The sequence below is a fragment of the Paenibacillus sp. PK1-4R genome (assembly GCF_030369595.1).
Taxonomy (GTDB): domain Bacteria; phylum Bacillota; class Bacilli; order Paenibacillales; family Paenibacillaceae; genus Paenibacillus.
The window spans coordinates 2,938,608-2,954,329 of record NZ_CP126535.1 but is presented as its reverse complement, the minus strand read 5'-3'; the positions used below and the strand labels follow the sequence as shown (position 1 = coordinate 2,954,329).

The following is a 15,722-nucleotide window of genomic DNA, read 5'->3' as shown; positions in this document are numbered from 1 at the left end:
TTTCAATGATTTTATAGCATTTATCAGTTTCGCTGATAAAGGACAAAAAACAACAAAAACCCTCCTTTTCAAATCATGGACGGTTTTGTTTTAATTTTAATTTGGCGGCCAGCTCAAGTTGAAGTTGAAAGTGGAATATAGTCACTAAAATCATTTCCTAGGACTCTGCTTTTATCTCCGTATACTCTGTCCAAGTGATTTTCTCCCCACAGACATATGCGGTCAATGATGTCCTGTAGTGTCAAGCCGTACTCTGTCAGCTCATACTCTACCTTGGGCGGAATCTGAGGATGAATGATCCGATGGATGATTTCATTCTTTTCCAGTTCACGCAGCTGTTGGGTTAGGACCTTCTGGGTAATGCCAGGAATGGCTCTGCGAAGTTCACTTGTTCGTTTTTTACCTGATATCAGCTGATGCAGAATAAGAATCCTCCATTTTCCACCGACCAGTTCCAGCATCGCCTGCACGCCACTCTCATATTTTTTCATTTCTTGTTCCATTTGTACTCCCCCATAATTCACATATATGTATATCCGTTATTAAAAGTAACCGAAGAACCCCAAAGTATCTACAGCACTCTCAGGTGCGTACTTCTCAAGGAGATGTCATGAAACTTATAATAACATTGGTCAGAATGTTTAACCAAAATAAAAAGAAAAAAGGATGGTTACTCCTACATGAAAGTTAAACTGGTCGTTACTCACCCAAGACAGGATTCCCTAACATTTGCCGTGATGAATCGTTTTATAGAAGGTATGCAGGAGAATTCCCATGAAATCGATATCCTCGATCTATATCATGACGGATTCGATCCCCTATATCGTGTAGAAGATGAGCGAGACTGGCAAAATCCCGATAAACAGCATTCCCCTGTGATTCGCAAAGAGCTGGATCGTGTGCTTGCGGCTGATGCCATTGTATTTGTTTTCCCGATCTGGTGGTACAACGTTCCCTCCATGCTCAAAGCGTATCTGGACAAGGTATGGAACATGGGGCTGCTGAACAAGGCAAACTCCAAAAAGGCACTGTGGATTGCACTAGCTGGGGGGACAGAGGCTTCGTTCCATAAATACGACTATTACAACATGATTTCCAATTATCTGAATAACGGGATCGCGGGTTATGCAAGAATGCAGGAATCCCGAGTTGAATTCCTCTATGAAACCATTTCAGAATCCAAAGAACATATCGAAAGCTTGCTGGAGCAAGCATACCAAATCGGCAAACATTACAATTAACAATTCGCAAAAATTACAGATAACATTCATTTAAATCACAGATAACAACTGTAAAACGACATGAATATACTCGTTCGTTGTGTAAATGACTTTTCGCCCATGGCTGGCGTACAATGAAGAAGGCTTACTCCAACCTGGGCTCCAGGTCAAAGTAAGCCTTCTTTTTCAAACGCTACGGTTCTGGTGTATCATCATTTCTTCCATACCAGTTTGCTCATCATCGCATATAACAACGTAGCCGATTCGGCTCGGGTTGCTTCGGCAAGAGGTTTCACCTCACCGTTGTACCCGTTAGCAATGCCCAGATCCACAAGTAATGCCACACTATCCCGGGCATAAGAGCGAATCTCGGAAGAATCACGGAAACGAGTAAGGTTATCTGTTCCAGCCTTCTCGGAGTCAACCAGTCCAGCCGCTGTAAGAGCTCTCACCGTCAGCGTCATCATTTCTTGACGAGTGATCGTGGACTCTGGCAAGAAGCGCCCGTCACCGGTACCACTGGTGATACCTAGCGAACGCGCAGCTGTAACTGCTTCGTAGTACGGAGCCTTTTCGTTTACATCAGAGAATCCATTCCCGGAAGAAACATTCAAACCCAGCGCAGTCATCAACCATTGCATGTATTGGCCGCGGGTCATCTCCTGTTTTGGATGTAACTGCGTGGAATCACCGCTTAACTCTGCATCAATTACACCTCTGACAGCCAAAGCCTCCATTGCTTTCTTGGCCCACTGCACTTCTGCAAGGTCTGCAAATGTCTGCTCCACAGACACAACTGCATAATTTCCTGTGAGTGGCGTTAAAGAAAATACAAGCTGCCCGCTTTTTGGATCGTAGTAACTTTGCGGCAACGGGGTTGCCACACCGTTCGCACCAATGGCAAATGCTACAATCCGATCCTGCTGAGCATTTTGTGATGATTGGTAAGGCAGACGAACTATCAACTCGCTTTCCGATGGCCATGGTTGACCATCCAGTTGAAGTTCAAGCTGGACTCCATATTGCGTGCCAAGCTGATCTGCGACTGTTTTTGGCAGCTCCGTTCTGACAAATCGGATTGATGCAATCCCATCACCAACTATATCCTTCATTACCAGTGTCGCAGGAAGCTCCAACATTCCCAGCTCTGTAACAATGTTGAACACATGTGATTCACCCTGATCTATTAACGCAGAGGCGGGCAGAGATACTTCGTATGCTGTTGCTCCCGAAACCGGCTTCAGCCGAAGTTCGACCAAGCGCTGACCCACATCTATTGAGGGGGCAACTTTAAAAGCCTCTTTAATCGTTGAAACATCCACGTTGGACTGCACTACACCCTTTTGGTTAGACTGTCCCTGCAACTCCAGAACTGAACGGTCTTTCTCAGGTTTAGGCTGTGGTACAGCATTCTCTGCACTTGGACTTCCACTTCCTGATTGTCCGTCATTGTTGCCTGGACCAGAACCATTTCCTGGATTTCCACCGGAATTGCCGCCTGGATTACCGCCCGAACCAGGGTCCGTACCTCCAGGGGAAGGAACAGATGCGAGCACCTTCACCGTCAACGGTACAGTCAGGGCTCTACTGTCGTCAGAAGTTCGAGTAATTTCCAACTCCAATGTTACTGTTGTTTCCTTAGATGGTGGGATAATCGTTCCATCGGTTTGAATGACGGACGGTACCGAACTGGAAGCGATCTTCACCGTGAAACCTTGTGGCACGGATGGTAACTTCAGTTTTTTTGCACCTGCGGCAGGCTGTTCCAATGCTGTAATGCTTGTAGCTACATCGACAGCGCTCTGCTGAGCCGTATGCACCTGATAAGCGGAAGATACACCTCTCACGGATTGCCCCGTCGCATCAAAAGCTTCCACTTTGTAATAATATTCCGTGCCGGGGTTCAGTTCACTGTCCGTGTACTCCCGTCCATTGCCGCTATAGACCACCTTGTACTCACCTTGCTCACGATCTGAGCGGTAGAGCTTGTAGCTTGCTGCACCAAGATGAGCATCCCAGTGAAGCGTTGCGCTTGTTGAATCCAACGCATCAGCATTAAGGCCAGCACTATCATTTGCAGGTGGTACAGCGTCAGGTTTAACGATCATAATCCAACTAATCATCGGGTCCTGCGATGCCGTATTACGCACGGTCAACTCTAGCTTGTTGTCCGACACGCTGATGCCTTTGTGGGCTCTAACACTGGCAGGCGTAAAAGTAACTGCACCGGTATTGGTGCCATTGATGATGAAATTTGCTCTGCGCGATGTATTGGTCCACGGATCGTTGAATCCGGCGTACACATCGTATGTCCCGTTTGGCACATCAAATCTATAGGTTAAGTCCGTGCCTTTAGGTGAATTGCTGACATTGCCACCGTTCAGATAACGTACGGTCGAGAATATATCTCCGCCATTTGAACCGGATGACAGTGCATCTGCGCTGGTATACCCCCAATTGCGACCCTCTGCCGGAGCGTACATCTGGTCCGCCGTTCCCGGGTTGGCAAGTGTTCCTTTCATATAGGCACCCATGAGATTGTAATCAGCCGTTTCGTAACCTCCGCTATTCACAAAATATAGTGCATTCTCTGGAATGACGTTTACACGAACCGCCTGCTTTTTGTTGTTATATTCCGGTGTCGTTACCTGCAACGTAAGCGGTCCTGGCTTAGCAAAATCTTCTGCCGTCATGGCCCGGTTATCAATCGTCCATACTGCTGGCGTTGATACCAGTGCTCCACCCTCGCGCACATTCAATGTTGTTGGCAGGGATGGTACTTTGCCTAGCGCCACGGCTTCTGGCAACGGATCAGCAATATCTACCTTTCCCATCGAATTCAGCAGATCAGGTGTCCAGCTGTTATACCACTTGATCGCGATATCCGAGCCTATTCCAAACTCAATTGGCAAGAACACGTATTTTGCAGCATCATTCGAGAAGTTGCCACCATTCCACGTATCCCCCACGTATATGAACTTGCCTTTTTCCGGATCGACTGGAATGACGGATGTGGTCTGTGTGCCAAATGCCTTGCCTGGATCGGGATCTGTTGGCAACGTACGCACGAACGGATTGGTCTGCGTTGACCATGGGCCAAAGATGTTGTCCGCAACCGTCACTTTGTTTTCGTTAGGGGCCCAGCCAGAAGCTCCGGAAGTCAAAATATAATATTTCCCCTGATACTTGAACATCGCCGGTGCTTCACGTTGCCCTCCCGGGAACACTCGCACGTAATCTACGCCGTATTCCGCCTGATAGGTGGAATCTCGTAAAGGATTGCCTTTGTCATCCGTTCGTCCTTCCTTATGCCACCCTGTTACGTCACTGTAGTCTTCATTCAGTTTGGAGATATACAGCGTCAGGTTTTCCTCACTGGAGTAGATCAGATAACCGGTGCCGTCATCGTCCTTAAACAACGTCATGTCACGGGCCATGCCCTTATCGCTTGGGAAATAATCTTTCTCCCCTTCGGGAGCTCTGTCCATCCGGTAACTCCTCTGATACACAAAAGGCCCTGTTGGAGAGTCGCTGATCGCATAACCGGCCCTCGCCTTACCATAATTCGCATTATCGTTATAGGGGTCCTTGTCGCCGTCCATGTGGGCCCACATCACGTATTTTTTCGTTTTGTCGTTGTAGATGACCTTTGGTCGTTCAATGATCCGTCCTTTGCGAATATCTGCCCAGATATCCACGCGGTCCTCACGCCTCGCATACAATTTGGAGATCAACGGGTCATTGTCAAAATCATCCATGGATTGAAGTGTTGTTAGCGCCATGCCTTCATCCGTCCAATTCATCAGATCCTTGGATGAATACACACGCACACCAACAGCTGGCCAGCCGCCCTTATGATATTCGCCATACCAGTAATAGGTCTCCGTCTGTTCATCATAGAAAAACCCAGCCCCATGCGCATCAATCGGTTTCCCGTCCAGATCTGGCCACAATTGCCCTGGTGTAATGCTTGTGCGAACTGTGGCAACACCCAACGGTGCGGATGCTGGAGAAGTTACGCCGTCCACGGTCGCCTGGATGATGTAAAAATATCCTGTGCCCATCGTCAGACCGCTATCGTTAAACGTGTTTTCATTGCCGCTATAGACCTGCTGATACGTACCCGTAGCACTGGTAGACCTCGAGAGTGTATACGTTACATCAGATCCAGGCAAGACATTCCACCCCAGAGAGATTGATGTGTCCGTCACAGCTGTGGCAACGAATTCTGCTGGAGAGTCAATGGAGTATGTCGTGGCTTCTGCAACAGTGGGCGCTGACTCACCAGCTGCATTAAAGGCCGTCACACGATAGCTGTAGCTAGCGCCGGGCTCAAGCTCCTGGTCTGTATAAGTAAACCCTTTCCCTTCGTATATCTGCTCATATTGCTCACTGCCAGCTTCGGCCCGAACCACGCGATAACCCGTTGACTTGTCCACGGCGGACCAAGATAGCTTCACGCTCGTTGCGTTGAGTGCTTCGGCCTTTAATTCGCCAGGAGCCTGTGGTGCCGCCGCAGTCGTCCGAACTTCGAGAGGAGCAGTCCATAATGATTCAGTTAGGCCTCCGTATTCATAAGCGAGCTTGTAATAATACACCGTATCCCCGCTTAATCCTACATCCGTATGTTCCAAAGATCCGGTACTGGTTACCAGAGAATAACCGCCTTCAGGCGTAGAGGAACGGTACAGGCGATAGGCTGATGCACCTACGATTTCAGACCATTGCAGTGAAACCGAAGACGCCGTCTGCTCCGCAATGGAGAGCTGAATATCGTTCCCAGGCGGCTGCTCCGCAATGATCACGTCATCTGCATGTACCGACTGCCACTTATTCCGAATGCCCACGGTACCTGACCCGTATGTAGTATCGACCAGATCAAATACTAACCGATCGGAGCCGTTTTCTGCGATATATCCGCGAATGTTGGTACCTGATAACACCACTTTAAGTGTGTACCATGTATTTTTGGCAAACGCATAATCCACCGTTTTCAAAGTAGTATCTGTTCCGTTCACCCTTTTGGAGAAAACGAGTTTATTATTGGGAACCTGCATTTGAAAATAGTAAAAGTTGCTCTTATCCTGAAACCGCGGCAATATTCCCGGATACCCCTGATCGGCTCCCGTGTAAAAGCGCATGGACACGGTCATGTCCGACATGGAGTCTCCAGTAGAAATGATGCCTTCATTGGTATCGCTCTGGAAAAGCGTGGAGTTGGACGCATCTGTCGGGTCAGAAATCACTTCCCAGTTGCCTGAGCTTACGTTCCACGCAGGTGATTCCGTGTAATCCCCATCCGAAAAATCGTCCTGCAGCAACGTGGCGGGTATACTGTTCAGATCGGCATACGCCTTACTCGGCAGCAACAACGGTCCGGAAGACAGCGCAAGTGTTGCAGATAACATAAATATCATGGGTTTCCTGAGTTTATCCAATGTTCATTCTCTCCTTTGACGTGAAAGATGAAAGCATGGTTCTTGAATACGCGGTGTTGTTGTTCAGCCTATCCTCAGCAACCAGTGGTCAGTAACGAGCGTTTGTCCACCTCCTTATTTTAATGAAACCGGTTTCATTGAAGTGCAAAAAAAGACCCGTCTTCCCTTCTAAGTGCAATGATACCCATACGGAATACCGTGTTTTCTTTGCCCCTATGCAGTGAAACAGGTTTTTAGTATATAAATGTAATCGCTTTCCTGAATTATATTATTGCCTTATTCAAGCTGTCAACTGTGAATTGGGCTCAAACATTTTTCGTTAAAACCACGCAAAAAAAGCGCGAGTTCTGCCTGTTTTGCAAGCAAAATTCGCGCCTTTTCTCACCCTACGAGCTTGTTCGCAAGCTCGCACGTGATTCGTAATCAAAAGCGGACTTATTGAACAACCTCTAATTAGAATACTTTCGTGGTCCACGACTCACAGTTCCAAGTCTCCGTAACTACATCACGGTAGAATTCCGGTTCATGGGAGATCAGAAGAATACTGCCTTTGTAAGCCTTGAGCGCACGTTTCAACTCTTCCTTGGCATCAACGTCCAGATGGTTCGTCGGCTCATCGAGTACAAGCAGGTTGGTTTCGTTATTGATCAGCTTACAGAGACGCACTTTGGCTTTCTCGCCACCACTTAGTACAGCTACCTTGCTCTCAATGTGTTTTGTAGTCAAACCACATTTTGCAAGTGCAGCACGCACCTCGAATTGGGTATAGGAAGGGAACTCCTGCCAGATCTCTTCAATACACGTATTGTAGTTGGCATCCTTCATCTCTTGCTGGAAGTAACCAATCTCCAGATGTTCACCGCGTTGAACGGTTCCTTCCAGAGCCTGAATTTCACCCAGAATACTGCGCATCAGGGTTGTTTTACCGATTCCGTTCGCACCAACAAGGGCGATTTTCTGTCCACGCTCCATACGCAGATCCAGTGGTCTGGATAACGGTTCGTTGTATCCAATTACAAGACCTTTGGTTTCAAAAATGAGCTTGCCGGATGTCCTTGCATCACGGAAATTGAACTGCGGTTTCGGTTTCTCCTTGGCGATCTCGATGACATCCATCTTGTCGAGTTTCTTCTGTCTGGACATCGCCATATTACGTGTAGCAACACTTGCTTTATTCCGCGCTACAAAATCCTTGAGGTCAGCAATCTCTTGTTGTTGGCGCTTGTAAGCCGACTCCAGCTGCTGTTTTCTCATCTCATGCACTTCCTGGAAATGATCATAATCGCCCACATAACGAGTTAGATTCTGGTTCTCCATGTGATAGATCAAGTTGATTACACTGTTCAGGAACGGAATATCGTGAGAAATGAGGATAAATGCATTCTCATATTCCTGCAAATAACGTTTCAGCCATTCGATATGCAATTCATCCAAATAGTTCGTAGGCTCATCGAGGAGCAAAATATCGGGTTTTTCCAGCAGCAGCTTAGCAAGTAGTACTTTGGTACGCTGTCCACCACTCAGGTCATTGACGTCTTTATCCAGACCGATATCCGTCAGACCCAAACCACGTGCGGTTTCATCCACTTTGGCATCGATCATGTAGAAATCCTGGTTTGTCAATGTATCCTGAATCGTACCCACATCTTCAAGAAGTTGTTCAAGTTCCTCCGGGGTAACATCGCCCATTTTGCCATACATATCATTCATTTCCTGTTCCATGTCAAACAAATACTGGAACGCGCCGCGAAGTACGTCACGGATCGATTGGCCTTTATTCAATACAGCATGCTGGTCCAGATAACCAACACGCATCCGTTTGGACCACTCCACCTTGCCTTCATCCGGCTGAAGTTTTCCTGTAATAATGTTCATGAAGGTGGATTTACCTTCACCATTAGCCCCGATCAGACCAATATGTTCGCCCTTCAAGAGGCGGAATGAAACGTCGTTAAAGATAGCACGGTCACCAAAACCGTGACTTAATTTTTCTACATTTAATATGCTCATTCATGACACCTTTTCTATATAGACTTAATTCTTTGTATATTATAAGCGTTATATCCTGCACAACTCAACGCCATATTCAAAAATATTGCACCTTTTTGTCTGAAATTTGCCTTATATGAAAGTATGGGTTAAAATTTTGCCTTAACGAATTACTACTATATAGAACGGAGCTCTTCGAAGAGCATCAGGTGAACAATATGATTGAAGTGAAACAATCCAAGTTGGGTGATGGTGGTGAGTTTAACCGCGGGGTATTTGCTACCGTTGATATTGCCAAAGGAACGCTTATCCATCAGGCACCCGTTGTGCCTTACCCGAATGAAGATCATGAGCATGTCGAAAAAACGATTCTGGAAGATTACGTGTTCGAATATGGGGCGAATCATACCGCCATTCTGCTGGGTTACGGCAGTCTAATTAACCACTCCTATGAACCTAACGCTACTTATGATATCAATTTTGATAACCACACCTTTGACTTCTACGCGTATACAGATATCAAAGCTGGCGAAGAAATCGTGATCAATTACAACGGTGAGGAAGACAGTATGGACCCGTTATGGTTCCTGGACGATTACGAGGAGCGTATGCTTGAGTTCAATAAGTCCAATGATGATGAGGGTGAAAAAGAGACCGAACCCCAGTCCCTGGATACGGACACGAGTAAATAAACGTTAAACTCAAATAAAGTTCGCAAGCACTCTGTTGTATGTGCGAAAAGGACTCGCTGACTCCGGTGAATGATGAAATGAGTAACTGGAGACTCTTCACAGTCCAAAGTTTAAACACAAAAAATAAGCAAGTCCTCCGTTAATGGAAAACTTGCTTATTTGTGTTGTCTTCGTTTCTAAGCCAGATACACCTATTCATGTTTCATTGTTTATCGTGCATCTTAACTTGTTTTAATCCGTAATCGGCGGATCTGTATGCAAGTCTTGATCGGGTGTCGTGGATCTCCACTTGGTAAATGCTACCTCGAACCCTGCACGCTTCGGTGAACACAAAAATGGACCTGCATGTTTGTTCGTCGGATAGGCAAACCGTGCAACCCGAATCGTACGCCAAGGATGCTCATCTGTGCGAGCACGAATGACAACGGCCTCGTTACTGTAGGAGGCTCTAATTGTTACGATTCGTCCACCCCACTCTGGCACAGGAGAGAGTGACCAATCGGAATACGTATCCGTCACGACGGCTCCAACATGTGCCACGCCATCATTGACCTCAACTCCGGCCTTGATCCATTGGTCTTCTCCGTACCATAACATTAGTCCCGCCTGATCATATAATTCGGTGAATGAGCTTAGATCAAACGATACCTCAATCGCTTCCGTTCCGTCCCATGGAGCAAGCATGGCATGTCCATCCCGATGACAGAACCCGTAGAATGTGTTCTCCCAGAAGTCACTGCCTTCCCGAGCTTCCACAACGAAACGATCCCCATCCAACCGTGCAGCAACGGGTTCCTTAGTCCACTTGCCTTCATGAAGCCCAATAAAATCCGATGACATCGTTGTTTTCATCCTTCCTTCCGTCCCAAAGGGGAGTTCATCCTCACTTCATCACTTCTAAATTAAAGAACCCAGGTCCGATGCAGCAGTAGGATATGCAAAATTCATGGTGTTTAACTGATCGATAGTTAGATTGAACTGAATCGCCATTGCAAAAAGGTTGATCAATTCTTCTGTTTTGCTCCCGAGCACATGCGCACCCAGAATACGTCCGGTTGATTTATCGATCACCACTTTGGCCATGGCAAATTTTTCATGAGTTCGCTTGTAAGTATACCATTTCGACATATCATTTACCTGCACCTCGTAGCCCTCTTTCTTGGCTTGTTCCGTGCTCATACCTACAGCTCCAAGGGCAGGGACAGTAAACACAATGGAAGGCATCACTTTATAATTAGGTTTGTGTTGATTTCCCTCCAACAAATTAAACGATACAGCCCGGGATTCCTGACCTGCTAACGGGGTTAAAGGCAACCCTTTTGTATCAGTTACATCGCCAGCAGCATACACTCTCGGATTACTTTCACTTTGCAAGTACTCGTTCACCGTAATCCCTTTTTTGCTGTAGCTGACGTTGGCTCTCTCCAATTCCAGCCCATCCACATTAGGAACACGCCCGGCTCCATGAACGACAAGTCCGCACTGCCACTGGTGATCTGCACCATTACGTGTGCCATGAACGACATAGGCGTTCCCCTCTTGCCGTATGGACTTCACCTCCGCGTTCAAGTGAACATGAATGCCGATCTCTTTTGATTTTTGCAACAAAGATTCTACCAGCTCCGCATCAAACGACTTCAGAGGCTGTTCACTCCGATGCAGGATGTGGACTTCCGTCCCGGCTCTGGCCGCAATATGCGCAAACTCAAATGCAATGTATCCACCGCCTACCAGAACTAATCGATCCGGCAGCTGTTTCAGATCCAGAAAGTCATCACTATATATAAGATGCTCTGAGCCCTCAATCTCAAGTGGCGCAGGTCTTGCACCGGTAGCAATCAGGATGTGTTTGCCATGGAGCACTTCTTCTCCCACTTGAATATGATTTTCATCGACAAATGAAGCTTTACCATGGAACGTATCCATTCCGGCCTGTTTGAATTGATCTTCACTTGCTCTAGGTATGCTTTCGGTAAAGGTGCGTTTAAAGGCCATAAGTTCAGACCAGTTGATGGTCGCCTGTCCCTGAATTCCTTTCCCTTGCATCCGTTCATTCCAGTCAATCAGCTCAGCCGCTCCAGCCAGCACTTTCTTAGGATCACAGCCACGCAGTGCACACGTTCCGCCGAACTCACGTTCATCAATTACAGCGATTTTCCAGCCAGCTTCAGCGCAACGGGTGATTACAGAGCTTGCCGCGCTTCCTGTGCCAATCGCAATCAAGTCATAAGTTTCTTGTGTCATCATTGTTCCTCCTCATCCTTTTGGTACATCTATTGCAGGGGTGCCTGAAGTTACAGCAATCCAGCCTGTTTAAGGTACTCTGCTGCAACCTGTTCAGGATTCGCTCCCTCTACGTTCACGTCATAGTTCATCTGACGCATCTCATCATCCGTAATTTTGCCAGCAAGCTGATTCAGCACCTCAACCAGTTGTGGATATTGATCTGCCGTTTCTTGACGAAGCATCGGCGCGCCTTGATACGGCGGGAATAACTCCTGATCATCCTCCAGCACAACAAGTTCATATTGTCTCAACTCACTATCTGTGGAGTAGGCATCTACGAGGTTGATATCGCCACGTTGAACAGCACCATAGCGAAGCTTCGGTTCCATTGTCGCAACGTTCGGAAATTCAATCCCATACTTCTTCTGAATGCCTAGGTAACCGTCGTCCCGATCCGAGAATTCCAGCGTAAATCCTGCCTTCATCTGCTGTTCCACCGGTTTGAGATCTGAAATGGTCTTGAGATTGTATTGATCTGCGATGCTCTTTGGAACGGCCAACGTATACGTATTGTTGTAATCCATAGGGTTCAGCAGCACCATGTTGAACTGGCTCAGCATTCCATCTCTTGCCTGTTCGTACACCTCCGTCCGATCGGTACTCACTGCCGTTTCCTTCATGAATTCGGAGATGGCTGTCCCAGTGAATTCAGGATAGATATCAATATCACCCGACTTGAGTGCATTGAAAAGGAATGGCGTTTTGCCTAATCCGGGTTTTAGTTCAACGGTCAGGTCTGTATCTTTTTCAATCAGCAATTTATACATGTTAATTAGAATCTCCGGTTCAGCTCCCAGTTTGCCAGCAATCACGAGATCCTTCTGTCCACCACGTGCCACGAAGGGAATGGTAATCACAAGTATCGCGATAAGAGCCAGCGAACCCAAGGTAACCAATGTTTTCTTGAAGGATAACCGCTGGAATTGACGCAATAGTACATCAAACAAAATAGCCAGCAATGCGGCCGGAATGGCTCCAAGGATGATCAGTGCCGTATCGTTCCGATCAATGCCCAGCAAAATTAATGCACCCAAACCTCCTGCGCCAATCAAAGCAGCAAGTGTCGCCGTTCCTACAATCAGGACCATCGCGGTCCGAATTCCGGCCATAATGACAGGCATCGCCAGTGGCAGTTCCACTTTGATTAGACGTTGCCAACTATTCATGCCCATCGCATTCGCCGCTTCCACCATGGAAGGATCAACTTCGGATATGCCTGTGTACGTGTTCCGGAGTACCGGAAGCAGCGCATACACCACCAGTGCAATAATTGCAGGAAGTGTTCCTATGCCAAATAACGGGATGAGTAAACCGAGAAGCGCCAAGGATGGGATAGTTTGCAACACAGCCGTAACCCCGATAATGGGTTCAGCCACTCTTGGTTTGCGAGTAAGGTATATACCAAGCGGAATAGCAATGAGGACAGCAAAGAACAATGCGATAAATGAGATCTGAATATGTTCGAGCAGAGCAGACAACAACTGACCTTTGCGCTCACTGAACACCTCCGCGAATCTACTCATGTCCTTCACCTCGTTCCTGTAACTGACCAGACCAGTATTTCATCAGATCAACTCGACTGATCTCGCCAATAATCTGGCGGTTACGTTCAACCAACAGATGGTCATGGGAAGCCATGATATCAACTAATTCTGTTAACGTAATGGATACGGGAACGGCGGTTTTGGCTGATTTTGGTACATGACCCGGTGAGAGTGGTGACATGATGGATTCGAGATCAAAATCAGATTGTGAACTCGTGTCGGTGTTAGGACTTCCAACAAATTCACGTACGAAATCATTAGCTGGCTGTTGGATCAGTTCTTCCGGGGTGCCTACCTGCAAAACCTGTCCATCCTTCATAATGCAGATGCGATCCCCCAGCTTCAGCGCTTCCTGAATATCATGAGTAACAAATACAATTGTTTTTTTCATCTGACGCTGGATATCCAGAATATCGTCCTGCAATTTCTCCCGACTCATTGGATCGAGTGCACTGAACGGTTCATCCATCAAAACTATCTCGGGATCAGCAGCGAGTGCACGCAACACACCAATTCTCTGCTGTTGTCCTCCGGATAACTCGGACGGTTTACGCTCACTGTACGTATCTCCGTGCAAACCCACCATGTCCAGTAACGTATGTACACGCTCCTTGATTTGATCTGACTTCCATTTTCGCAGTTCAGGAACAACCGCAATATTTTCGGCAATTGTCATATGCGGGAATAGTGCAATCTGTTGCAGTACATATCCGATATTCCAGCGCAATTCGTGAATGTTGTATTCATCGATTGGGCGTTCATTAATGCGCACTGTTCCATCTGTTCGTTCAATCAGGCGATTGATCATTTTGAGCATGGTGGTTTTGCCACATCCACTCGGACCAATCATGACAAACAGTTCTCCCTTGTTAATGTTGAGGTTAACCTGACGTAAAGCCGTTGTTCCATCAGGATATTGTTTCGATACATTTTCGAACTGAATCATTCGCTCTCTTCGCCCCTTTATCTACTAGGGCGTGTCTCAGACACGCCCTAACATTCATCCTCATCTATTTCCCCAAAAGTGTGTTCGTATAATCACTGCTTTTCCGTGGTGTCCCTGGTTAGGGAGAGATCCATATTTGAATCAACGATGTCAACAAGCTGGTAGACATGCAAAAAGACGGGCACTAGGCACCGTCTTCTCATGATATGAAAATATTTCTTCCATTATTTCCATACTTCCATATGATTTTGAATAAATTGCTCGAATGAAATCGGGTTATTCCCCGTTATTTTTGTCACCGTATCTGTCGTTTGATCTTCTCTCCCCTCCTCCCGGATAGGCACATCCAGTCCTGCGAGGGCAGCAGCGTATTCTTCTGACATTCCTGCGCGAATCATGCTGTTCCTCAATTCATCGTCGGACAAAGATTCATGTTGGATGGACTGACCCAGTACACGGCTCAAGACGTCTGCAACCTGTCCATAGGACAACGACTCCGGCCCTGTAATGATATGCTCCGTATTATGAGGAACAACATCTGTCAGAGCACGGAACGCAACTGCCGCGATATCATCTGCACTAACAAATCCAATTTTCCCGTCACCCGTAGCACTGTATATTTTCCCGAGTTGTTTCGTCGTCTCCCGATGCGGTCCCTCCGTAAAGTTCTCCATAAAATAGGATGGCTGCAATACAGTCCACTCAGGAGCATGGGCTTTTAAATACTGATGTACTTTGCCAAAAATAGGACCATCTTCATCAATTGAAGCACTGCCAAGCAAGACAAATCGCTTAATCCCACTCCACAATGCTTCCTTGATGAACGGAATCATGACGTCTTCTGGGGTCATGTCCATGACTGGCACGACAAGATACACTTGATTCACATTTTTCAGCGCCGGAGCATATGTCTCGGAATCATACCAATCAAAATAGACATAGTTATCATCAGAGCCAGAAAGAGATGGTTTAGTTCTTCCTGCCAAACGCACCGGATAATGATGCTTTTGAAGTATGGCCGCAACACGGCTTCCTGTCTTACCATTAGCCCCTGTAATAAGTGTCAACGGTTTATCTTTGATCATGCTTGTTACCTCCTAAGTCCGATTCGAGTACGACCATTGGATTCCAATAGTCTTTATAATGTGTAATTTTCCCATTAGAGTGGCTCACTACAGAGATGTAAGTTTGGTTGTATGGCTGACCTGTAACTAATGAACGCCCTTTACAAGTAAATTCAGCCACAAACTGTTGTTTCGTGGAATCAGACAAGATCACCGGTTCAGAAAACTGCTGGATTTCAATCATCCCCAGTAGATTATGAAGATGATTCGTAATTGCAGCTTTTCCTTCCAGTTTCTGAGGATATCCTGCTGGTGCATATGGAAATTCGAAGATAGCTTCAGATGTATATAACTCCAACCACTGTTTTAGTTTTCCTTCCAGTAGCAATTGAGTAAAACCATGCATGATCCGATGCGGTATACTATTGCCCGCTTCCAACTGCTGAGATTGTGTCATCCTTATTTCCTCCTTCAGTTTGTTTGGCGTTCTTTTTCCAGACCAATCGGTCTATAATAGTCAAAAAATAAACGCCCTAAGCGTTC

Annotated in this window: 11 protein-coding genes; 2 read left to right on the top strand and 9 right to left on the bottom strand. The window is 46.7% G+C overall.

Annotated elements, in window-relative coordinates; translation table 11 throughout:
- Positions 1–113: 113 nt before the first annotated feature.
- On the bottom strand, positions 114–503 hold the full coding sequence (locus QNO02_RS13045) for a winged helix-turn-helix transcriptional regulator (protein ID WP_133384562.1): 390 nt from the start codon (positions 501–503) through the stop codon (positions 114–116).
- 177 nt (positions 504–680) lie between these two features.
- Here QNO02_RS13045 and QNO02_RS13040 point away from each other — a divergent pair, with 177 nt between their 5' ends.
- A complete protein-coding gene (locus QNO02_RS13040) occupies positions 681–1,241 on the top strand; it encodes an NAD(P)H oxidoreductase (RefSeq protein ID WP_133384561.1) in 561 nt (186 codons plus the stop codon).
- Positions 1,242–1,432: 191 nt separating this feature from the next.
- Here QNO02_RS13040 and QNO02_RS13035 read toward each other — a convergent pair whose 3' ends face one another.
- Positions 1,433–6,658 carry an S-layer homology domain-containing protein gene (locus QNO02_RS13035; RefSeq protein WP_289392288.1) on the bottom strand — a complete coding sequence of 1,742 codons (5,226 nt, stop codon included), beginning with the start codon at positions 6,656–6,658 and terminating at the stop codon, positions 1,433–1,435.
- A 453-nt stretch (positions 6,659–7,111) separates the two neighbouring features.
- On the bottom strand, positions 7,112–8,668 hold the full coding sequence (locus QNO02_RS13030) for an ABC-F family ATP-binding cassette domain-containing protein (RefSeq protein WP_017688769.1): 1,557 nt from the start codon (positions 8,666–8,668) through the stop codon (positions 7,112–7,114).
- A 197-nt stretch (positions 8,669–8,865) separates the two neighbouring features.
- Here QNO02_RS13030 and QNO02_RS13025 point away from each other — a divergent pair, with 197 nt between their 5' ends.
- Positions 8,866–9,339, top strand: a complete 474-nt coding sequence (locus QNO02_RS13025) for an SET domain-containing protein (RefSeq protein WP_091031152.1) — start codon at positions 8,866–8,868, stop codon at positions 9,337–9,339.
- Positions 9,340–9,570: 231 nt separating this feature from the next.
- Here the strand turns inward: QNO02_RS13025 and QNO02_RS13020 are convergent, their stop codons facing one another.
- The 6 genes from QNO02_RS13020 to QNO02_RS12995 form a co-directional block, all read right to left on the bottom strand.
- On the bottom strand, positions 9,571–10,191 hold the full coding sequence (locus QNO02_RS13020) for a DUF1349 domain-containing protein (RefSeq protein ID WP_289392287.1): 621 nt from the start codon (positions 10,189–10,191) through the stop codon (positions 9,571–9,573).
- Positions 10,192–10,236: 45 nt separating this feature from the next.
- Entirely contained in the window at positions 10,237–11,583 is a 1,347-nt protein-coding gene (locus tag QNO02_RS13015; RefSeq protein ID WP_289392763.1) for a dihydrolipoyl dehydrogenase family protein, read from the bottom strand.
- Positions 11,584–11,633: 50 nt separating this feature from the next.
- On the bottom strand, positions 11,634–13,148 hold the full coding sequence (gene opuFB, locus QNO02_RS13010) for an osmoprotectant update ABC transporter permease/substrate-binding subunit OpuFB (protein WP_289392285.1): 1,515 nt from the start codon (positions 13,146–13,148) through the stop codon (positions 11,634–11,636).
- Positions 13,141–14,115: an ABC transporter ATP-binding protein gene (locus tag QNO02_RS13005; protein ID WP_289392284.1), complete on the bottom strand. Its 975-nt coding sequence runs from the start codon at positions 14,113–14,115 to the stop codon at positions 13,141–13,143. The genes opuFB and QNO02_RS13005 overlap by 8 nt, the downstream gene beginning before the upstream one ends.
- Before the next feature lie 224 nt (positions 14,116–14,339).
- On the bottom strand, positions 14,340–15,200 hold the full coding sequence (locus QNO02_RS13000) for an ergot alkaloid biosynthesis protein (RefSeq protein WP_289392283.1): 861 nt from the start codon (positions 15,198–15,200) through the stop codon (positions 14,340–14,342).
- On the bottom strand, positions 15,187–15,636 hold the full coding sequence (locus tag QNO02_RS12995) for a nuclear transport factor 2 family protein (protein WP_091031160.1): 450 nt from the start codon (positions 15,634–15,636) through the stop codon (positions 15,187–15,189). The genes QNO02_RS13000 and QNO02_RS12995 overlap by 14 nt, the downstream gene beginning before the upstream one ends.
- Positions 15,637–15,722 lie beyond the last annotated feature (86 nt).

Bases quoted from the DNA above. Each gene is read 5' to 3' on its own strand.
- QNO02_RS13045 (WP_133384562.1), bottom strand. From the start codon at position 503: ATGGAACAAGAAATGAAAAAATATGAGAGTGGCGTGCAGGCGATGCTG.
- QNO02_RS13040 (WP_133384561.1), top strand. From the start codon at position 681: ATGAAAGTTAAACTGGTCGTTACTCACCCAAGACAGGATTCCCTAACA.
- QNO02_RS13030 (WP_017688769.1), bottom strand. From the start codon at position 8,668: ATGAGCATATTAAATGTAGAAAAATTAAGTCACGGTTTTGGTGACCGT.
- QNO02_RS13025 (WP_091031152.1), top strand. From the start codon at position 8,866: ATGATTGAAGTGAAACAATCCAAGTTGGGTGATGGTGGTGAGTTTAAC.
- QNO02_RS13020 (WP_289392287.1), bottom strand. From the start codon at position 10,191: ATGAAAACAACGATGTCATCGGATTTTATTGGGCTTCATGAAGGCAAG.
- QNO02_RS13015 (WP_289392763.1), bottom strand. From the start codon at position 11,583: ATGACACAAGAAACTTATGACTTGATTGCGATTGGCACAGGAAGCGCG.
- opuFB (WP_289392285.1), bottom strand. From the start codon at position 13,148: ATGAGTAGATTCGCGGAGGTGTTCAGTGAGCGCAAAGGTCAGTTGTTG.
- QNO02_RS13005 (WP_289392284.1), bottom strand. From the start codon at position 14,115: ATGATTCAGTTCGAAAATGTATCGAAACAATATCCTGATGGAACAACG.
- QNO02_RS13000 (WP_289392283.1), bottom strand. From the start codon at position 15,200: ATGATCAAAGATAAACCGTTGACACTTATTACAGGGGCTAATGGTAAG.
- QNO02_RS12995 (WP_091031160.1), bottom strand. From the start codon at position 15,636: ATGACACAATCTCAGCAGTTGGAAGCGGGCAATAGTATACCGCATCGG.